Origin of the sequence: Streptomyces sp. LX-29 (genome assembly GCF_029541745.1) — a bacterium.
GTDB lineage: Bacteria > Actinomycetota > Actinomycetes > Streptomycetales > Streptomycetaceae > Streptomyces.
In genome coordinates this window covers 6,606,765-6,620,791 of the sequence record NZ_CP089746.1, presented here as the reverse complement: position 1 = coordinate 6,620,791, position 14,027 = coordinate 6,606,765, and the positions used below count along the sequence as shown (strand labels likewise).

At 72.3% G+C, this 14,027-nt stretch carries 12 protein-coding genes; all 12 read right to left on the bottom strand.

All coding sequences use genetic code 11. The features are described 5' to 3' along the window. Positions 1–374 precede the first annotated feature (374 nt). The 12 genes from LRS74_RS27910 to LRS74_RS27855 all read right to left on the bottom strand — a co-directional run bounded on the left by LRS74_RS27910 (position 375) and on the right by LRS74_RS27855 (position 13,138). The gene (locus tag LRS74_RS27910) at positions 375–3,206 is read right to left on the bottom strand and encodes a DEAD/DEAH box helicase (protein WP_277743574.1); all 2,832 of its coding nucleotides are present in this window, start codon (positions 3,204–3,206) and stop codon (positions 375–377) included. A gap of 144 nt (positions 3,207–3,350) precedes the next feature. Continuing rightward, a complete protein-coding gene (locus tag LRS74_RS27905; RefSeq protein ID WP_277743573.1) occupies positions 3,351–4,244 on the bottom strand; it encodes a diacylglycerol kinase in 894 nt (297 codons plus the stop codon). A 36-nt stretch (positions 4,245–4,280) separates the two neighbouring features. Further along, a complete protein-coding gene (tatC, locus tag LRS74_RS27900; RefSeq protein ID WP_277743572.1) occupies positions 4,281–5,231 on the bottom strand; it encodes a twin-arginine translocase subunit TatC in 951 nt (316 codons plus the stop codon). A 100-nt stretch (positions 5,232–5,331) separates the two neighbouring features. Then, on the bottom strand, positions 5,332–5,616 hold the full coding sequence (gene tatA, locus LRS74_RS27895) for a Sec-independent protein translocase subunit TatA (protein WP_277743571.1): 285 nt from the start codon (positions 5,614–5,616) through the stop codon (positions 5,332–5,334). 433 nt (positions 5,617–6,049) lie between these two features. Then, positions 6,050–6,253: a hypothetical protein gene (locus tag LRS74_RS27890; protein ID WP_144384889.1), complete on the bottom strand. Its 204-nt coding sequence runs from the start codon at positions 6,251–6,253 to the stop codon at positions 6,050–6,052. 34 nt (positions 6,254–6,287) lie between these two features. Next, on the bottom strand, positions 6,288–6,551 hold the full coding sequence (locus tag LRS74_RS27885) for a hypothetical protein (RefSeq protein ID WP_144384890.1): 264 nt from the start codon (positions 6,549–6,551) through the stop codon (positions 6,288–6,290). A gap of 70 nt (positions 6,552–6,621) precedes the next feature. Then, positions 6,622–7,584, bottom strand: a complete 963-nt coding sequence (locus LRS74_RS27880) for a WYL domain-containing protein (protein ID WP_277743570.1) — start codon at positions 7,582–7,584, stop codon at positions 6,622–6,624. A gap of 20 nt (positions 7,585–7,604) precedes the next feature. After that, positions 7,605–8,612 carry a WYL domain-containing protein gene (locus LRS74_RS27875; protein ID WP_277743569.1) on the bottom strand — a complete coding sequence of 336 codons (1,008 nt, stop codon included), beginning with the start codon at positions 8,610–8,612 and terminating at the stop codon, positions 7,605–7,607. 119 nt (positions 8,613–8,731) lie between these two features. Continuing rightward, entirely contained in the window at positions 8,732–9,103 is a 372-nt protein-coding gene (locus LRS74_RS27870) for an FKBP-type peptidyl-prolyl cis-trans isomerase (protein ID WP_144384893.1), read from the bottom strand. A 41-nt stretch (positions 9,104–9,144) separates the two neighbouring features. After that, complete coding sequence (locus LRS74_RS27865) at positions 9,145–10,137, bottom strand: FKBP-type peptidyl-prolyl cis-trans isomerase (protein ID WP_277743568.1); 993 nt, start codon at positions 10,135–10,137, stop codon at positions 9,145–9,147. 334 nt (positions 10,138–10,471) lie between these two features. Then, the gene (pafA, locus tag LRS74_RS27860; protein WP_144384895.1) at positions 10,472–11,833 is read right to left on the bottom strand and encodes a Pup--protein ligase; all 1,362 of its coding nucleotides are present in this window, start codon (positions 11,831–11,833) and stop codon (positions 10,472–10,474) included. Between the two features lie 9 nt (positions 11,834–11,842). Continuing rightward, positions 11,843–13,138, bottom strand: coding sequence for an MFS transporter (locus LRS74_RS27855; protein WP_277743567.1), 1,296 nt, complete (start codon positions 13,136–13,138; stop codon positions 11,843–11,845). Positions 13,139–14,027 lie beyond the last annotated feature (889 nt).

The window sequence follows — 14,027 nt, the reverse complement described above, 5'->3', positions numbered from 1 at the left end:
ACGCGCATCGCGCGGGACGCACGGGCCGCAGCCCAACCCCGGCGCATCACGCGGACGCACGGGCCGCAGCCCAACCCCAACCCCCGCGCAACACGCGGACGCGCGGGGGCCGCCGTGTGTACGGGTACGCCCACCCCGGCTACCGTCCCGCACACCCGGGCATGGGTCCCGCACACCCGCGCATGCGGGGCCCGCACGCCCGGCCATCACACGCACCCGCGCACCCCGACACCGCACCCGCGGCCATCCGACCGCGGGCGCGCAGCGCGCACAGGCACGGCGTGCTCCGCGCCGCGCGGGCCGGCGCCGCGAATGCTCACCTTGGGGAGGCCCCGTCAGGCGGGGTCTCCCCTCTCCACGAGGTGGGTCGGGGTTCACCCCACCGAGCTGTACGCCACCACGCCGCGCAGCAATCCGTCCACCGCGCGGCGGGCGTTGCGCGCCACCGTGCCGCCGGGCGGGGCCGCCTGGGCGATCTGGCCGAGCACATCGATGAGTTGCTTGCACCAGCGCACGAAGTCGCCGGCGGGCATGTCGACTTCGCGCAGCACCTCGTCGAGGCCATGACCGGAGGCCCAGCGGTAGGCGACCCAGGCGAAGCCCAGGTCGGGCTCGCGCTGCCCGACCCCCTCCGCCTGGTTGATCTTGTGGTTCTCCTCCAGGGCGTCCAGTCGGCCCCAGATGCGGACCATCTCGCCCAGTGCCTGCTTGGCGTTGCCGGTGGGGAGCTTGGGCGGCACCGCGTCGTCCGCCTGCCGCGCCTCGAAGACCAGCGCCGAGGCGCAGGCCGCCAGCTCGGGCGCGGTCAGCCCCTCCCACACGCCGTCGCGGAGACACTCGCTGGCCAGCAGGTCCAGCTCTCCGTAGAGCCGGGCCAGCCGCTGCCCGTCCTCGGTGACCTCGTCGCCGTGGAGGTAGCCCAGCTCGCTCAGCAGCGCGCAGATCCGGTCGAAGGTCCGGGCGATGGTGTTGGTGCGGCCCTCGATGCGCCGCTCCAGCTGCCGGGTGTCGCGCGCCAGCCGCTGGTAGCGCTCGGCCCAGCGGGCGTGGTCCTCGCGCTCGTCGCAGCCGTGGCAGGGGTGTGCCCGGATCGCGGACCGCAGCCGCAGGATCTCGGAGTCGTCGGCCGCGGCGGAGCGGTCCTTGCGGTGCCGTCGTACGTCGAGGTGGCCGGCCTTGGTGCGCAGCGCGGAGGCCAGGTCGCGGCGGGACTGCGGGCTGCGCGGGTTGAAGGACTTGGGGACCCGCATCCGCTCCAGCGGCTCCACCGGAATCGGGAAGTCGATCGAGGCCAGCCGCTTGACCTGCCGTTCGGCGGTGAGGACCAGCGGGCGTGGCCCGTCGTGGTGCTCGAAGCCGCGGTGCCCGCCGGCCCGGCCGGGGACGCCCGGGTCCAGCACCAGCGCCAGGCCCGCGTACTTGCCGGTGGGCACGTGGATGACGTCGCCGGGCCGGAGCTTCTCCAGCGCCGCCGCGGCGGCCGCGCGGCGCTGCGTCACGCCCTGCCGGGCCAGCTCGGTCTCGCGGTCCTTCAGCTCGCGGCGCAGCCGCGCGTACTCCTCGAAGTCGCCCAGGTGGCAGGTCATGGCCTCGCGGTAGCCGCTGAGGCCCTCCTCGTTGCGCTGCACCTGCCGGGAGATGCCCACGACCGCCTTGTCGGCCTGGAACTGGGCGAAGGAGGTCTCCAGCAGCTCGCGCGAGCGGTGCCGCCCGAACTGCGAGACCAGGTTGACCGCCATGTTGTACGAGGGCTTGAAGGAGGAGCGCAGCGGATAGGTGCGGGTGCCGGCCAGGCCGGCCAGCGCGGCCGGGTCCATGGCGCGCTGCCACAGCACCACCGCATGACCCTCGACGTCGATGCCGCGCCGCCCGGCGCGGCCGGTGAGCTGGGTGTACTCACCGGGGGTGATGTCGGCGTGCTGCTCGCCGTTCCACTTGACGAGCTTCTCCAACACCACCGAGCGGGCCGGCATGTTGATGCCGAGGGCCAGCGTCTCGGTGGCGAACACCGCCTTGACCAGGCCCTGGACGAACAGCTCCTCCACGACCTCCTTGAAGGTCGGCAGCATGCCGGCGTGGTGCGCGGCTATGCCCCGCTCAAGGCCCTCCAGCCACTCGAAGTAGCCCAGCACATGGAGGTCTTCGTCAGGGATCCCGGCCGTGCGCTCCTCGACGATGGCCCGCACCTTGGCGCGCGCCGCGTCGTCGTTGAGCCGCAGCCCGGCGTACAGGCACTGCTGGACGGCGGCCTCGCAGCCGGCGCGGCTGAAGATGAAGGTGATGGCGGGCAGCAGCCCCTCGGCGTCGAGCCGGTCGATGACCTCGGGCCGGCCGGGCGTCCAGAGCCGGCTGCGCTGGCGGCGCTCGCGCTCGCGGTCCGCCTCCCGCATGCCGTTGCGCCCTCGGCGCTTGTCGCGGCCGAAGGTGGGTCGGCTGTTCTCCATCCGGGCCAGCCGCACCAGGTCGGGGTTGACCTCGCGGCGGCCGGTGCCCTGGCCGCCGTCGCGCTGGCTCTTCTCCTCGAAGAGGTCGTACATCCGGCGCCCGGCGAGCACGTGCTGCCACAGCGGCACCGGGCGGTGCTCGGAGACGATCACCTCGGTGTCGCCGCGGACCGTGTCCAGCCAGTCGCCGAACTCCTCGGCGTTGGAGACCGTGGCCGAGAGCGAGATCAGGGTCACCGAGGCCGGGAGGTGGATGATGACCTCCTCCCAGACGGCGCCGCGGAAGCGGTCGGAGAGGTAGTGCACCTCGTCCATCACCACATAGCCGAGGCCGGAGAGGGACTGCGAGCCCGCGTACAGCATGTTCCGCAGCACCTCGGTGGTCATCACGACCACCGGCGCCTCGGAGTTGATGCTGTTGTCGCCGGTCAGCAGGCCGACGCGGTCGGCGCCGTGGCGCTTGACCAGGTCGGTGTACTTCTGGTTCGACAGCGCCTTGATCGGCGTGGTGTAGAAGCATTTGCGGCCCTGCGCGAGGGCCAGGTGGACGGCGAACTCGCCCACAATGGTCTTGCCGGAGCCGGTGGGCGCGGCCACCAGAACACCCTTGCCGGCCTCGAGGGCCTTGCACGCCTCGATCTGGAACGGGTCCAGCTCGAAGTCGTACATCTCGCGGAAGGGGGCCAGCGCGGTGGCCTGCTCGGCCGCCCGGCGGCGGGCCGCGGCATAGCGCTCGGCGGGAGTCAGCTGCTCGTCGGTCATCGTACGTACGAGCCTACCGGCCACCTCTGACAGCGCACGCGATCTTTTTCGGGGCCCGGAGGGCGGGGAGCCACGCACGACCCCGGGGCGCGGCCGCGCCTCGCCCGCGCGGCGCGAGCGCCGGTCCGCCGGTGGCGCGTTCGGTCAACGTACGCCCAGGACACGAACGGCGCCCGGCACCGTACGCGCGGTGAGCGGCAGCGGACCGAGCGGCTCCCCGTCCGCGTATCCGGTCAGCCCCTCGGCGCTCAGCGTGACGCTCGCGACGCGGTGCGTGGTGACCTTCGGGTGGCTCAGATGCGTGCCCCGGTAGACGCGTGGGAAGACCCGCAGCAGCGTCGCGCGGCTGCACGGGCCGACCACGGTGATGTCGAAGAGCCCGTCGTCCAGCCGGGCGTCCCCGCAGATGCGCATCCCGCCGCCGTACGAGCTGCCGTTGCCGACCGCGATCAGGGTGGCCTCGACCTCCCGCTCCGGGCCGTCGTCGAGGCGGATCCGGTACGGGATGGGCCGCAGTGCCGCCAGCTCGGCGACCATCGCGACGTCGTAGCGGAACCGGCCGGTCGGCCACCGCATGCGGTTGCCGCGGTCGTTGACGCGGGAGTCGAAACCGGAGGCGAGCACGGTGCCGAACCAGGTGTCCCCCACCCGCCCGAGGTCGACGGGGCGCCCGCCGTCCTCCTTGAGTGAGGCGGCGATCCGGTGCGCCGCGGCGACCGGGTCCCGCACCGGCAGCCCGGTGGCCTGGGCGAAGTCGTTGCCGGTGCCGACCGCGACCACTCCGAGCGGGGTGTCGGTCCCGGCCACGGCCTGGAGGGCGAGCGAGGTCATGCCGTCCCCGCCGACGGCTATCAACGCCCCGGTACCGGCCGCCACGGCCTCGCGCGCCCGGCGCAGCGCGTCCTCGGCGTCCAGGCCCAGCACCGTACGAACGCCGAAGCCGGCCTCCCGCAGTGCGCGGGCGGCCGGCTGAGTGGCGTGCGCGCCGCGTCCGCGGCCCGCCGTGGGATTGACGAAGAGAGTGATGTCGCAGGTCACGCGCGGACCCTACCGGGTCCGCGCGGACGATCGCGGTCAGGTGATGTCGTCGTAGCCGTGTCGCTTGGCCGGATCGTTGCCGTCCACTTGGTCGGAGCGCGAGCGGGAGGCGGACACCGGCTCGACGTCGCCGACGTCCTCCGGGGTGAGGTCGAGCTCGGACGCCTCGTCGTCGCTCAGCCCCGCGTCGGGGTTGGCGCGTCGCCGGCGGCGGTCGTTGAGCAGACAGAACCCGGTGGCGGCGAAGTACAGCACCACGATGGGCGCCGCCAGGACCGACATGGTCAGCGGGTCGCCGGTCGGGGTGGCGACGGCGGCGAAGACGGTGATGCCCACCACCATGAACCGCCACCAGCTCAGCATCCGCTGTCCGGTGAGGACCCCGCCGAGGTTGAGCAGCACCAGCAGCAACGGCAGTTCGAAGGCGAGCCCGAAGACGATGACCAGCCGGGTGACGATGTCGAGGAACTCGTCGGCCGGGAAGAGGTTGTCCCAGCCGTCGGGGGTGAGGCCGACGAGCGCGGCGGACGAGGTCGGCAGGATCGCGTACGCGAGGTAGGCACCGCCCAGGAAGAGCGGGACGCCGGCGGCGACGAAGCTCAGCGCGTACTTCTTCTCGTGGCCGTGCAGTCCGGGCGCGAGGAACGCCCACAGCTGGTAGAGCCAGATCGGGCTGGAGACGACCACACCGGTCGCCAGCGAGACCTTCAGCATGATCGTGAAGGGGGCCAGCAGACCGTTGGCGGTGATCCGGGCGCAGGAATCGCCGTCTTCGGCGACGGTCTGCCCCGGGGGGCACCCGACCTTGTCGATCACCGGGTCGGTGATGAACTCCGCGATCTGCTTGTAGTAGATCAGCGCGACGATCGTGACCACGACGATCGCGATGACCGACTTCAGCAGGCGGTTACGCAGCTCACGCAGATGCTCGGTGAGGGGCATGCGCCCCTCGGGGTTCGGCTTCTGCTTGCGGGCAGGCTTGAGCAACCCACATCCTCGTCTCGTGCGAAGGCCGTCACCGGCTCAACCCTCCGGACGTGCGTCACGTCCGAAGGGGCGCCAGCGCGGCGGGCTCTCTCTGCCGGCGTCAGCTCTGGGTGGTGCGGTCCGCGGGCTCGCCGACCGGGCGGGAGCTGGTCACATCACCGGGGGCTGCCTGGATCGTCTTCGGCGCGGCGGCCTGCTGCTGGGCGGCGGCGTCGGTGGGCTTGGTGCCCTCCGCCTCGTCGTCCCGCTTCATGGCCTTGGCCTCGCTCTTGAGGATGCGGGCCGACTTGCCGAGCGACCGGGCCATGTCGGGAAGCTTCTTGGCGCCGAAGAGCAGCAGGATCACGACGAGGATCAGGATGATCTCAGTGGGCCTCAGGTTCATGTGCTACTACCTTCTCGCCGGGGCGGCGTTACCTTCTGCCGGCCGTGGGGATCGGACTGGCGTGCTAGTGCTGGCAGCGATCGTAACCCGCACGGGTAAATACAGGGCAATCCCTGTGCATACGCCCGGTTGCGGACCAGCCATCGACCCCGCTGGTCATCGCTGTCAGTGCTGCGACCAGCAGCCTACCGCTCGGGGGCGCGCCACAAGAGAGCGCGCCCCAGAGCGCCACCCTTCGCCAGTGCGCGAGGCTTGCCTCGCGTTCGACCGCTCGATAAGGGGTGTCGCGCGGGAGGGTGGAGGACGGCGGGTCCGGGTGCGGTCCGCGCGGGCGGGGCGTTCCGTCGCGCGGTGGTTCATCGGTCTCCGCGGCACGGCGTCCAGCGGGATGACGGCCAGGGGTCCGTGCGGCGCGGCCCGCGCGGTGGGTCGTTCAGTCCCGTCGCAGCGCGTCGACGTGGGCCGCCAGCGGGGTCGCGGCCCGCTCCAGGTCCTCCACGGCGCGCGAGATCTGGCGCGAACTCTCCCCCACCTGCCGGGACAGCCGCCGCACCTCGACGAAGACCCGCGCGGCGAGCACGGCGAGCACGGCGATTCCACAGAAGGCGAGAGCGATAGCAAGCATCGGCCAGAGCATGGGGGGAGCCTACCGGGGGCGCGAAGCGCCCGCGTCACGCCGTCGAGTGGAGCCGCAGGGTGCTCACTCCACCCCCGGTGAGCAGCTCCACGATCCGCTCGCCGGCCGGCTTGCGCACCGCGCTGCCGCAGTCCGGACAGGTGAAGGAGTAGAAGGTGGTGCGGGCGCTGGCGCCGATGGCCAACCGCAGCGCGTCCGCTCCCAGTTCGAACCGGGCGCGACACTGCGGGCAGCCGGCCTTGAAGACCACGGCGCCGGCCGCGGAGCCGGCACGGACGGCGTTCGCCTCGGCGGTCACGTTGTGCCTCCCATACGTCACCCTACGTGTCTCCAGCCCACGGGTACGGGCGTCTCCGCGGCGCCGCGCGTCACTCGCCGTACGCCGCCAGCGCCCGCCGCGCCGCGTCCCGGGCGCTGGTCGCCAGCTCCGCGGGCGCCACGATGCGGCCGTCGCCGCCGAGCCGCAGCGCCAGCCGACGCAGCGAGCCGGGGTCGGGGGTGCGCAGGGTGATCCGCAGGCCGCCGTCGGGCAGCTCCTCGGCGCTGTCGTGCGGGTAGTACTCGGCGACCCAGCGCCCGCCGGGGCCCACCTCCACGACCACTTCGGGATCCTCGGCGGCGGGCTGCACCAGGGCCTCGGAGAGGTCGCGCAGCTCGATCGGCGGCGGGTCGGACGCCTCGTCCAGCAGCCTGATCTCGGCGACACGGTCGAGCCGGAAGGTGCGCCGGGCCTCCGTCAGCCGGCACCACGCCTCGACATAGGTGTGGCCGACGGCGAAGAGCCGGATCGGGTCGATCTCGCGCTCGGTGAGCTCGTCCCGGGCGGGCGAGTAGTAGCGCATCCACACCCGGCGCCGCTCGGCGATGGCCCGGTCGACGTCGGCGAAGACCCCGCCCTCGGACTCGAAGGTCACCGAGAGCCGGGAGCTGGCGCCGGCGGCCTCGCCGGCCGCGGCCTCCAGCTTGGCGGTGGCGCGCAGCAGCGCGCGGCGGTCGCCCTCGCGCAGCCCGGGAAGGGTGGACACGGCCCGGGCGGCCACCAGCAGCGCGGTGGCCTCGTCGGCGGCGAGCCGCAGCGGCTCCCCGGCGCTGGTTCCGGTGGCGTCCGGGTTGTGCCACCAGATGCGGTCGCCGTCGGTGTCGATGTCGAGCAGGTCGCCGCCGCGGAAGCTGGTGCCGCACATCGGCAGCACGTCGAGGTCGGCGATGAGCTCGTCCTCGGTGATGCCGAAGGCGCGGGCGACGTCGCTGACGCGGGCGCCGGGGCGCTCCCTCAGGTACGTCACCAGCGACAGCATCCGGCGGGTCTGGTCGATGGCGTTGCCAGCCATGGAAGTCGGTCCTGTCCCTCTCAGCCCTTGGCCACGGCGCGCAGCCGCTCGATCACGTCGGTCCGCAGCTCGGCGGGGGCCAGCACCACCACGTCCGGGCCGAACTCCACCAGCCAGGCGTCCAGCCCGTGTCCGTAGGGGATCTCCAGCTCGTCCCAGCCGTCGCCGAGCGGGCGAGTGGTCAGCGCCTTGGCGCGGAGCGGATAGCCGTGGCCGGAGCGCAGCCTGATCCGGGCGGTGCCGGTGGCGGTCTCCCCCGCCCAGACCTCGACGGATTCGCGCACGGTGACGTGGTCGGGGACCTCGGCGGTGAAGGCGCCGGCCCGGGAGCGCACCCGGCCGGTGATCCGGGAGAGCCGGAAGACCCGCTCGGCGCCGCGGTCCCGGTCCCAGCCGGCCAGGTACCAGTGGCCGCGCCAGCACTCCAGGATCCAGGGCTCGACATGCCGCTGCTCGGGGCGCGCGGCGCTGACCTTTCGGTACTCGAAGACCACGGGGCGGCGGTCGCGGCAGGCCAGCATCAGCGGCTCGAAGGCGGCCTCGTGGGTGGGGATGCGCGGCTCCAGCGCGCTGTGCGGCGCGGGCGCCTCGCTGTCGTACGGGTCGTCAGCCACCGGCATCCCGGCGGCGCGCAGCTTCTGCAGCGCCCCGCTGGCCGCGCCGGCGAGCCGGGCCTGCTGCCAGACCTTGGCGGCGACACCGAGCGCCGCGGCCTCCTCGGCGTCGAAGGTGATCGGTGGCAGTCGGTTACTGTCCCGCCGGGCCAGATAGCCTATTTCGCCGTCGAAGCTCTCCACGGTCTCGATGACCAGGCCGAGTTCGCGCAGATCGTCCTTGTCGCGCTCGAACATCCGGTTGAAGGCTTCGTCCTTCGCAGCGCTGTCCACCGCGCCCGCTCCGGCGGTCTCCGCGCCGGCCTGCAGGTACGCCTCGATCGACGTCCGGAGCTCCCGCTTGGTGAGCGGACGCCGGGTTCCCAGCAGGCACAGGGCCAGATTCATCAGCCGCTCGGCCTTGGCAATCGCCATCGACGCCCTTCGCCCCTCTCATCACACCTATCGATCGTGACCGTACCGCTAGCGGGTCCGAAGGTAAAAGCCGAGGGCTCGTGCCGGCCGGCACGAGCCCTCGTGTGCTGCTGTCCGCCTCAGACGGAGACCAGGTCGCAGACGAAGATCAGCGTCTCGCCCGGCGCGATCTTGCCGCCGGCGCCACGGTCGCCGTAGGCCAGGTGCGGCGGGATGACCAGCTGGCGGCGGCCGCCCACCTTCATGCCCTGCACGCCCTTGTCCCAGCCCGCGATGACCTGGCCGGCGCCGAGCTGGAACTGCAGCGGGGTGCCGCGGTTCCAGCTGGCGTCGAACTCCTCGCCGGTGCTGAAGGAGACGCCGACGTAGTGCACGGAGACGAAGTCCCCGGCCTTGGCGACCGGCCCGTCGCCCTCCCAGATGTCCTTGATCTCAAGGTCGGCCGGCGGCTCGCCACCCGGGAAGTCGACCTCAGGCTTGTCGATGCTCACGAAAATTGCTCCTTGTTACGTTGTGGGCAACCCGCACAGTCTTACAGAACCGCGAGGATGTCCACCGAGAAGACCAGCGTCGAGTTGGCCGGGATGGTGTCGGACTTCTTGTCCTTGTAGGCCAGCTCCGGCGGAATCACGATCATGACTCGGCTGCCGACCTTCTTGCCGGTCAGGCCCTGGGCCCAGCCGGGCACGACCTGCTGGAGCGAGAACTGGGCCAGCTGCTTGCCGGCGTACGAGGAGTCGAACTCCTTACCGCCGTCCCACAGCACGCCCTTGTACTGCACCAGGACGCCGTCGCTGGCCTTCACCTTCGGGCCGTCGCCCTCGATGACGTACTCCGAGATCAGCTTCTTCGGCGCGTCGCCCTTGGGAACGGTGATGGTCGGCGCCTTGCCGTCGGTGTTGTCCGAGACCTTCGGCACGTCAGCGTCGTTCTGCGGGACCTTCTTGCCCTGGGCGGAGCTGGTCGGGCCGAAGGTGTTCACGATGTCCACGACGAACACCATGGTGTCGGTGCCCTTGATCCCGGCCTGCGGGTTGCCCTGGTCGCCGTAGCCCAGCTTCGGCGGGATGGCCATCTCCACCCGACTGTCGACCTTCTTGCCCACCAGCGCCTGGTCCCAGCCGGGGATGACCTGGCCGGTGCCGATCTGGAAGACGGCGGGCTTGCCCCGGTCGTAGGAGTTGTCGAAGACCTTGGCGCTGTCCCAGATCTGGCCCAGGTAGTTCACCTGGAGGTAGTCACCCTTGGCCACCGTGGTGCCGTCGCCGGAGATCAACGCCTTGACGGCGAGGTCGGCGGAGGGCTTGCCGCTCCCCTTGGCGATCTTCGGCTTCTCGCCGAACTTCGTGCCGGAGGTCACCTCGGGCAGCGGGCCGTTCACGACCTTGCCGGTGGGCGCGGGGCTCTGGCCGTCGGGCGCGGGGGATGCCTTGCTCCCCTTGTCGGATCCGGATTTGTCGTCGCCGCACCCCGCGAGGGTGAGCAGACCGGCGGGCACGGCGAGAAGGAGGGAGCGACGGCGCACGGAGAGTCCTCGTTCGATAGATCCTGCGGGGGCATTGGCGGCCACTCTACGTCGTAGTACAGGGCCCGTACGAGGAACGCGGAGGGGCCCGTCGGCGTTCCGGCGGCGGGCACTCACAGCCCCCGCACACCCGCCACACAGGCGGCCCACAGTCGACGCACGGCCGACGCGCAGGGCGCGGAGGCCGGCCTGGGGCGGCAGCCGGGGATGCACGTGCGTGGGGGCGGCGGCCGCGGGACATGCGTACGGCCGGGGCCGGGGCGCGTCTGCGGCCCCGGCCCCGGCCGGTCGGCGTTGCCCGGCGGCCGGCGGCGAGGCCGCCGGCCGCCACCGGTCACATGCCGGCGATCAGCTTCTCCACCCGGTCGTCCACGGAGCGGAACGGGTCCTTGCACAGCACGGTGCGCTGCGCCTGGTCGTTGAGCTTGAGGTGGACCCAGTCCACGGTGAAGTCGCGGCGCTGCTCCTGCGCCCGGCGGATGAAATCGCCGCGCAGCCGGGCCCGGGTCGTCTGCGGCGGCACCGACTTGCCTTCGAAGATCTTCAAGTCGTTGCAGATGCGAGCCGCTTGTCCGCGCTTCTCCAGCAGGTAATACAGCCCCCGGCGACGGTGAATGTCGTGGTATGCGAGGTCTATCTGGGCGATCCGGGGGTGGGACATCGTGATGTTGTTCTTGGCCCGGTATCTCTCGATGAGCCGGTATTTCATCACCCAGTCGATCTCGGTGTCGATGAGGTCGAGGTCCTGGGTGCGGACGGCTTCCAGCGTGCGGCCCCAGAGTTCCAGGACGCGCTCCACGGTGCCGGTGCGGATTCCGCGGCGCTCGCAGAAATCGACGGCCTTTTCGTAGTACTCCTGCTGGACTTCCAGCGCCGACGCCTCGCGGCCGCTGGCCAGCCGCACCTTTCGCTGTCCGGTGATGTCGTGGCTGACCTCGCGGATGGCCCGGATCGGGTTCTCCAGGGTCAGGTCGCGCATGACGGTGCCCGCCTCGATCATGCGCAGCACCAGGTCGGTGGCACCGACCTTGAGCAGCATCGTGGTCTCGGACATGTTGGAGTCGCCCACGATGACGTGCAGCCGGCGGTAGCGCTCGGCGTCGGCGTGCGGCTCGTCACGGGTGTTGATGATCGGTCGGGAGCGGGTGGTGGCCGAGCTGACGCCCTCCCAGATGTGCTCCGCGCGCTGGCTGACGCAGTAGACCGCGCCGCGCGGGGTCTGCAGCACCTTCCCCGCACCGCACACCAGCTGGCGGGTCACCAGGAACGGAATCAGGATGTCCGCGAGGCGGGAGAACTCTCCGTGACGGGCCACCAGGTAGTTCTCATGGCAGCCGTAGGAGTTGCCGGCGGAGTCGGTGTTGTTCTTGAACAGGTAGACGTCGCCTGCGATCCCCTCCTCGTGCAGGCGCTTTTCCGCGTCCACCAACAGGCCCTCGAGGATGCGCTCGCCTGCCTTGTCGTGGGTGACCAGCTCGGTCACGTTGTCGCACTCGGGAGTTGCGTATTCCGGGTGCGATCCCACGTCGAGATAGAGGCGAGCGCCGTTGCGCAGGAAGACATTGCTGCTGCGGCCCCAGGAAACGACACGGCGGAAGAGGTAGCGCGCCACTTCGTCGGGAGACAGTCGGCGCTGTCCCCGGAACGTGCATGTGACGCCGTACTCGTTCTCCAGCCCGAAAATGCGGCGGTCCATGACTGAACATTACGCCTGACGGCCTGCGCTGAAACCGGGTTCGACGGCACCGTTTCGATCATTTTCCGCCTCGGCTTCACCCGCGGTGCCACCGCCGGCGGAGTCGGCGACCACGCGCCCGGCGGGCCGGACGGCCGGGACGAGGAAGCGGCGGGCGGCCATCAGCACCACCAGCGCCACCGCTCCCGCCGCGCCCGGGACGGCGAATCCGGCGCTGATGCCGCTCTCCTCGATCACCGGGCCCGCGATCGCGGTGCCGACCGCGTTGCCGACCACGAAGGTGGTCACCAGCCACGAGAACGCCTCGGTGACGGTGCCGGAGGGGGCGTGCTGGTCGATGACGACGAAGGCGCAGGCGAGGGCCGGGGCGAGGAAGACACCGGCGACCAGGGCGAGCGCGGTCATCGCGGGCACCCCGGGGACCAGCATCAGCGGCAGATAGCCGACCGCGAGCACCGCCACCAGCAGCTGCAGCCGTCGCTCCGAGGCGCCGGGCCACTCGCGGGCACCGTAGGCCACCCCGCCGATCAGCGCGCCGGCGCTGAGCGCGGAGAGCAGATAGCTGGAGACCATCCCGCCGCCGTGCTCGTCGGCGTAGGCGACCGAGGCGACCGCGATGGCACCCAGCGCGATGCCTATGAAGAGGAACGAGCCGAGGAGCACCAGGAGTCCGGGCGAGCGCAGCGCGCCGAGCCAGTGCGCCTCGCGCGGCGCGGGACGCCACTGCCGCGAAGGCGGCGAGACCACCACCGACAGGGCGCCCAGCACCCCGATGGCGTTGATGACGAGCAGCGCGCCCGCCTCCGACCAGGCCGCCACCAGCAGGGTGACCATCAGCGGGCCGACGGCGAACATCACCTCCTGGGCGACGGCGTCCAGCGCGTAGGCGGCGTGCACCCGGTCGTCGCGCTTGAGCACGTCGGGCCAGAGCGCCCGCAGCCCGCCCTCCAACGGCGGGGTGAAGAACCCGGCGACCAGCACGGCCGCGTACGCCACCGGCAGCGGTTCGAGACCGACGAGGGCGAAGAGCACCATGCCGAGCGCGGAGAGCACGGCGGCGGGCAGCATCACCCGCGGCTGCCCGTAGCGGTCCACCGCGCGTCCCAGCAGCGGCTGGCCCACGGCGTTGCCCACCCCGTACACCGCCGACAGCGCGCCGGCGAGCGCGTAACTGCCGCCCTCGGCGCGCACGAACAGCACCACGGCCAGCGGGGCCGTCGCGTTCGGCAGTCGCCCGATGAGCGTCCCGCTCAGCAGCCGCGCCGCATGGCGCGTCCGCAACAGCTCTCCGTAACCCGTTGCCATCGTCGGTCCCTCTCCCCCACACGCAGTGACGTTTTACGTATAACTAGCTCCGTTATACGTACCATGAAGCGCAGCGCGGGTCCACTGGAATACGACGCGGCGACCGGCGCGCAGAGCAGTGGAACCAAAGGGCGGAGGCGGCAGTGACGGGCGTGGACGAGGGGACCTCCGGCACGGCGAGGGCGCGGGCCCACGCGCCCGCGGGCGCACCGCGGAACCCGGTACGGCCGGCGACGCGCGCCGGGGCGGACGCCTCGGGGAGCGCCGCGGCGAGCGCCGTCCCCAGGCCGGGCGACACCCAGCCGGTGCCGGCCACCGGCGTCCCCAGACTGGGCGGCACCGAGCCGGCGCCGTCCACCGACGTCCCGGCCGTGGCCCCTCCGGCGGACCTCGTGGGCTCCACACAGGCGGGCGAGGCCCCAGCCACGCGCGGCACCGCCGCGGCCCCTCCCGGCGCGGTGCCCGCCGACGTCACCCCGGCTGCGGGGGACGCGGGGGCGCGGGCCGCGGCGGCGGGTGTCGCAGGGGCGGGTGCCACAGGGGGGCGGGCCGCGGCGGCGGGTGCCGATGCGGGGGACGCCGTAGCCGGTTCGGCGGGGGCCGGCGCTGGTTCGGCGGGAGCCGACCCGGCGGAGAGCGGCGCGGCGGGGGTCCGCCCGACGGCCGCCGATGTAGCGGGCGTCAGCCCGACGGAAGCCGAGGCAACGGGCGGCAACCCCACGGAAGCCGACGCAGCGGGCACCAATCCGCCGGGGGCCGACGCGGCGGGCGTCAGCCCGTCGGGAGCTGATACGGCAGCGTCCGGCGCCGAATCAGGGGGAACCAACCCGGCGGAGAACGGCTCGACGGGCGCCAGCCCGACGGCGGCCGACGCAGCGGGCACCAATTC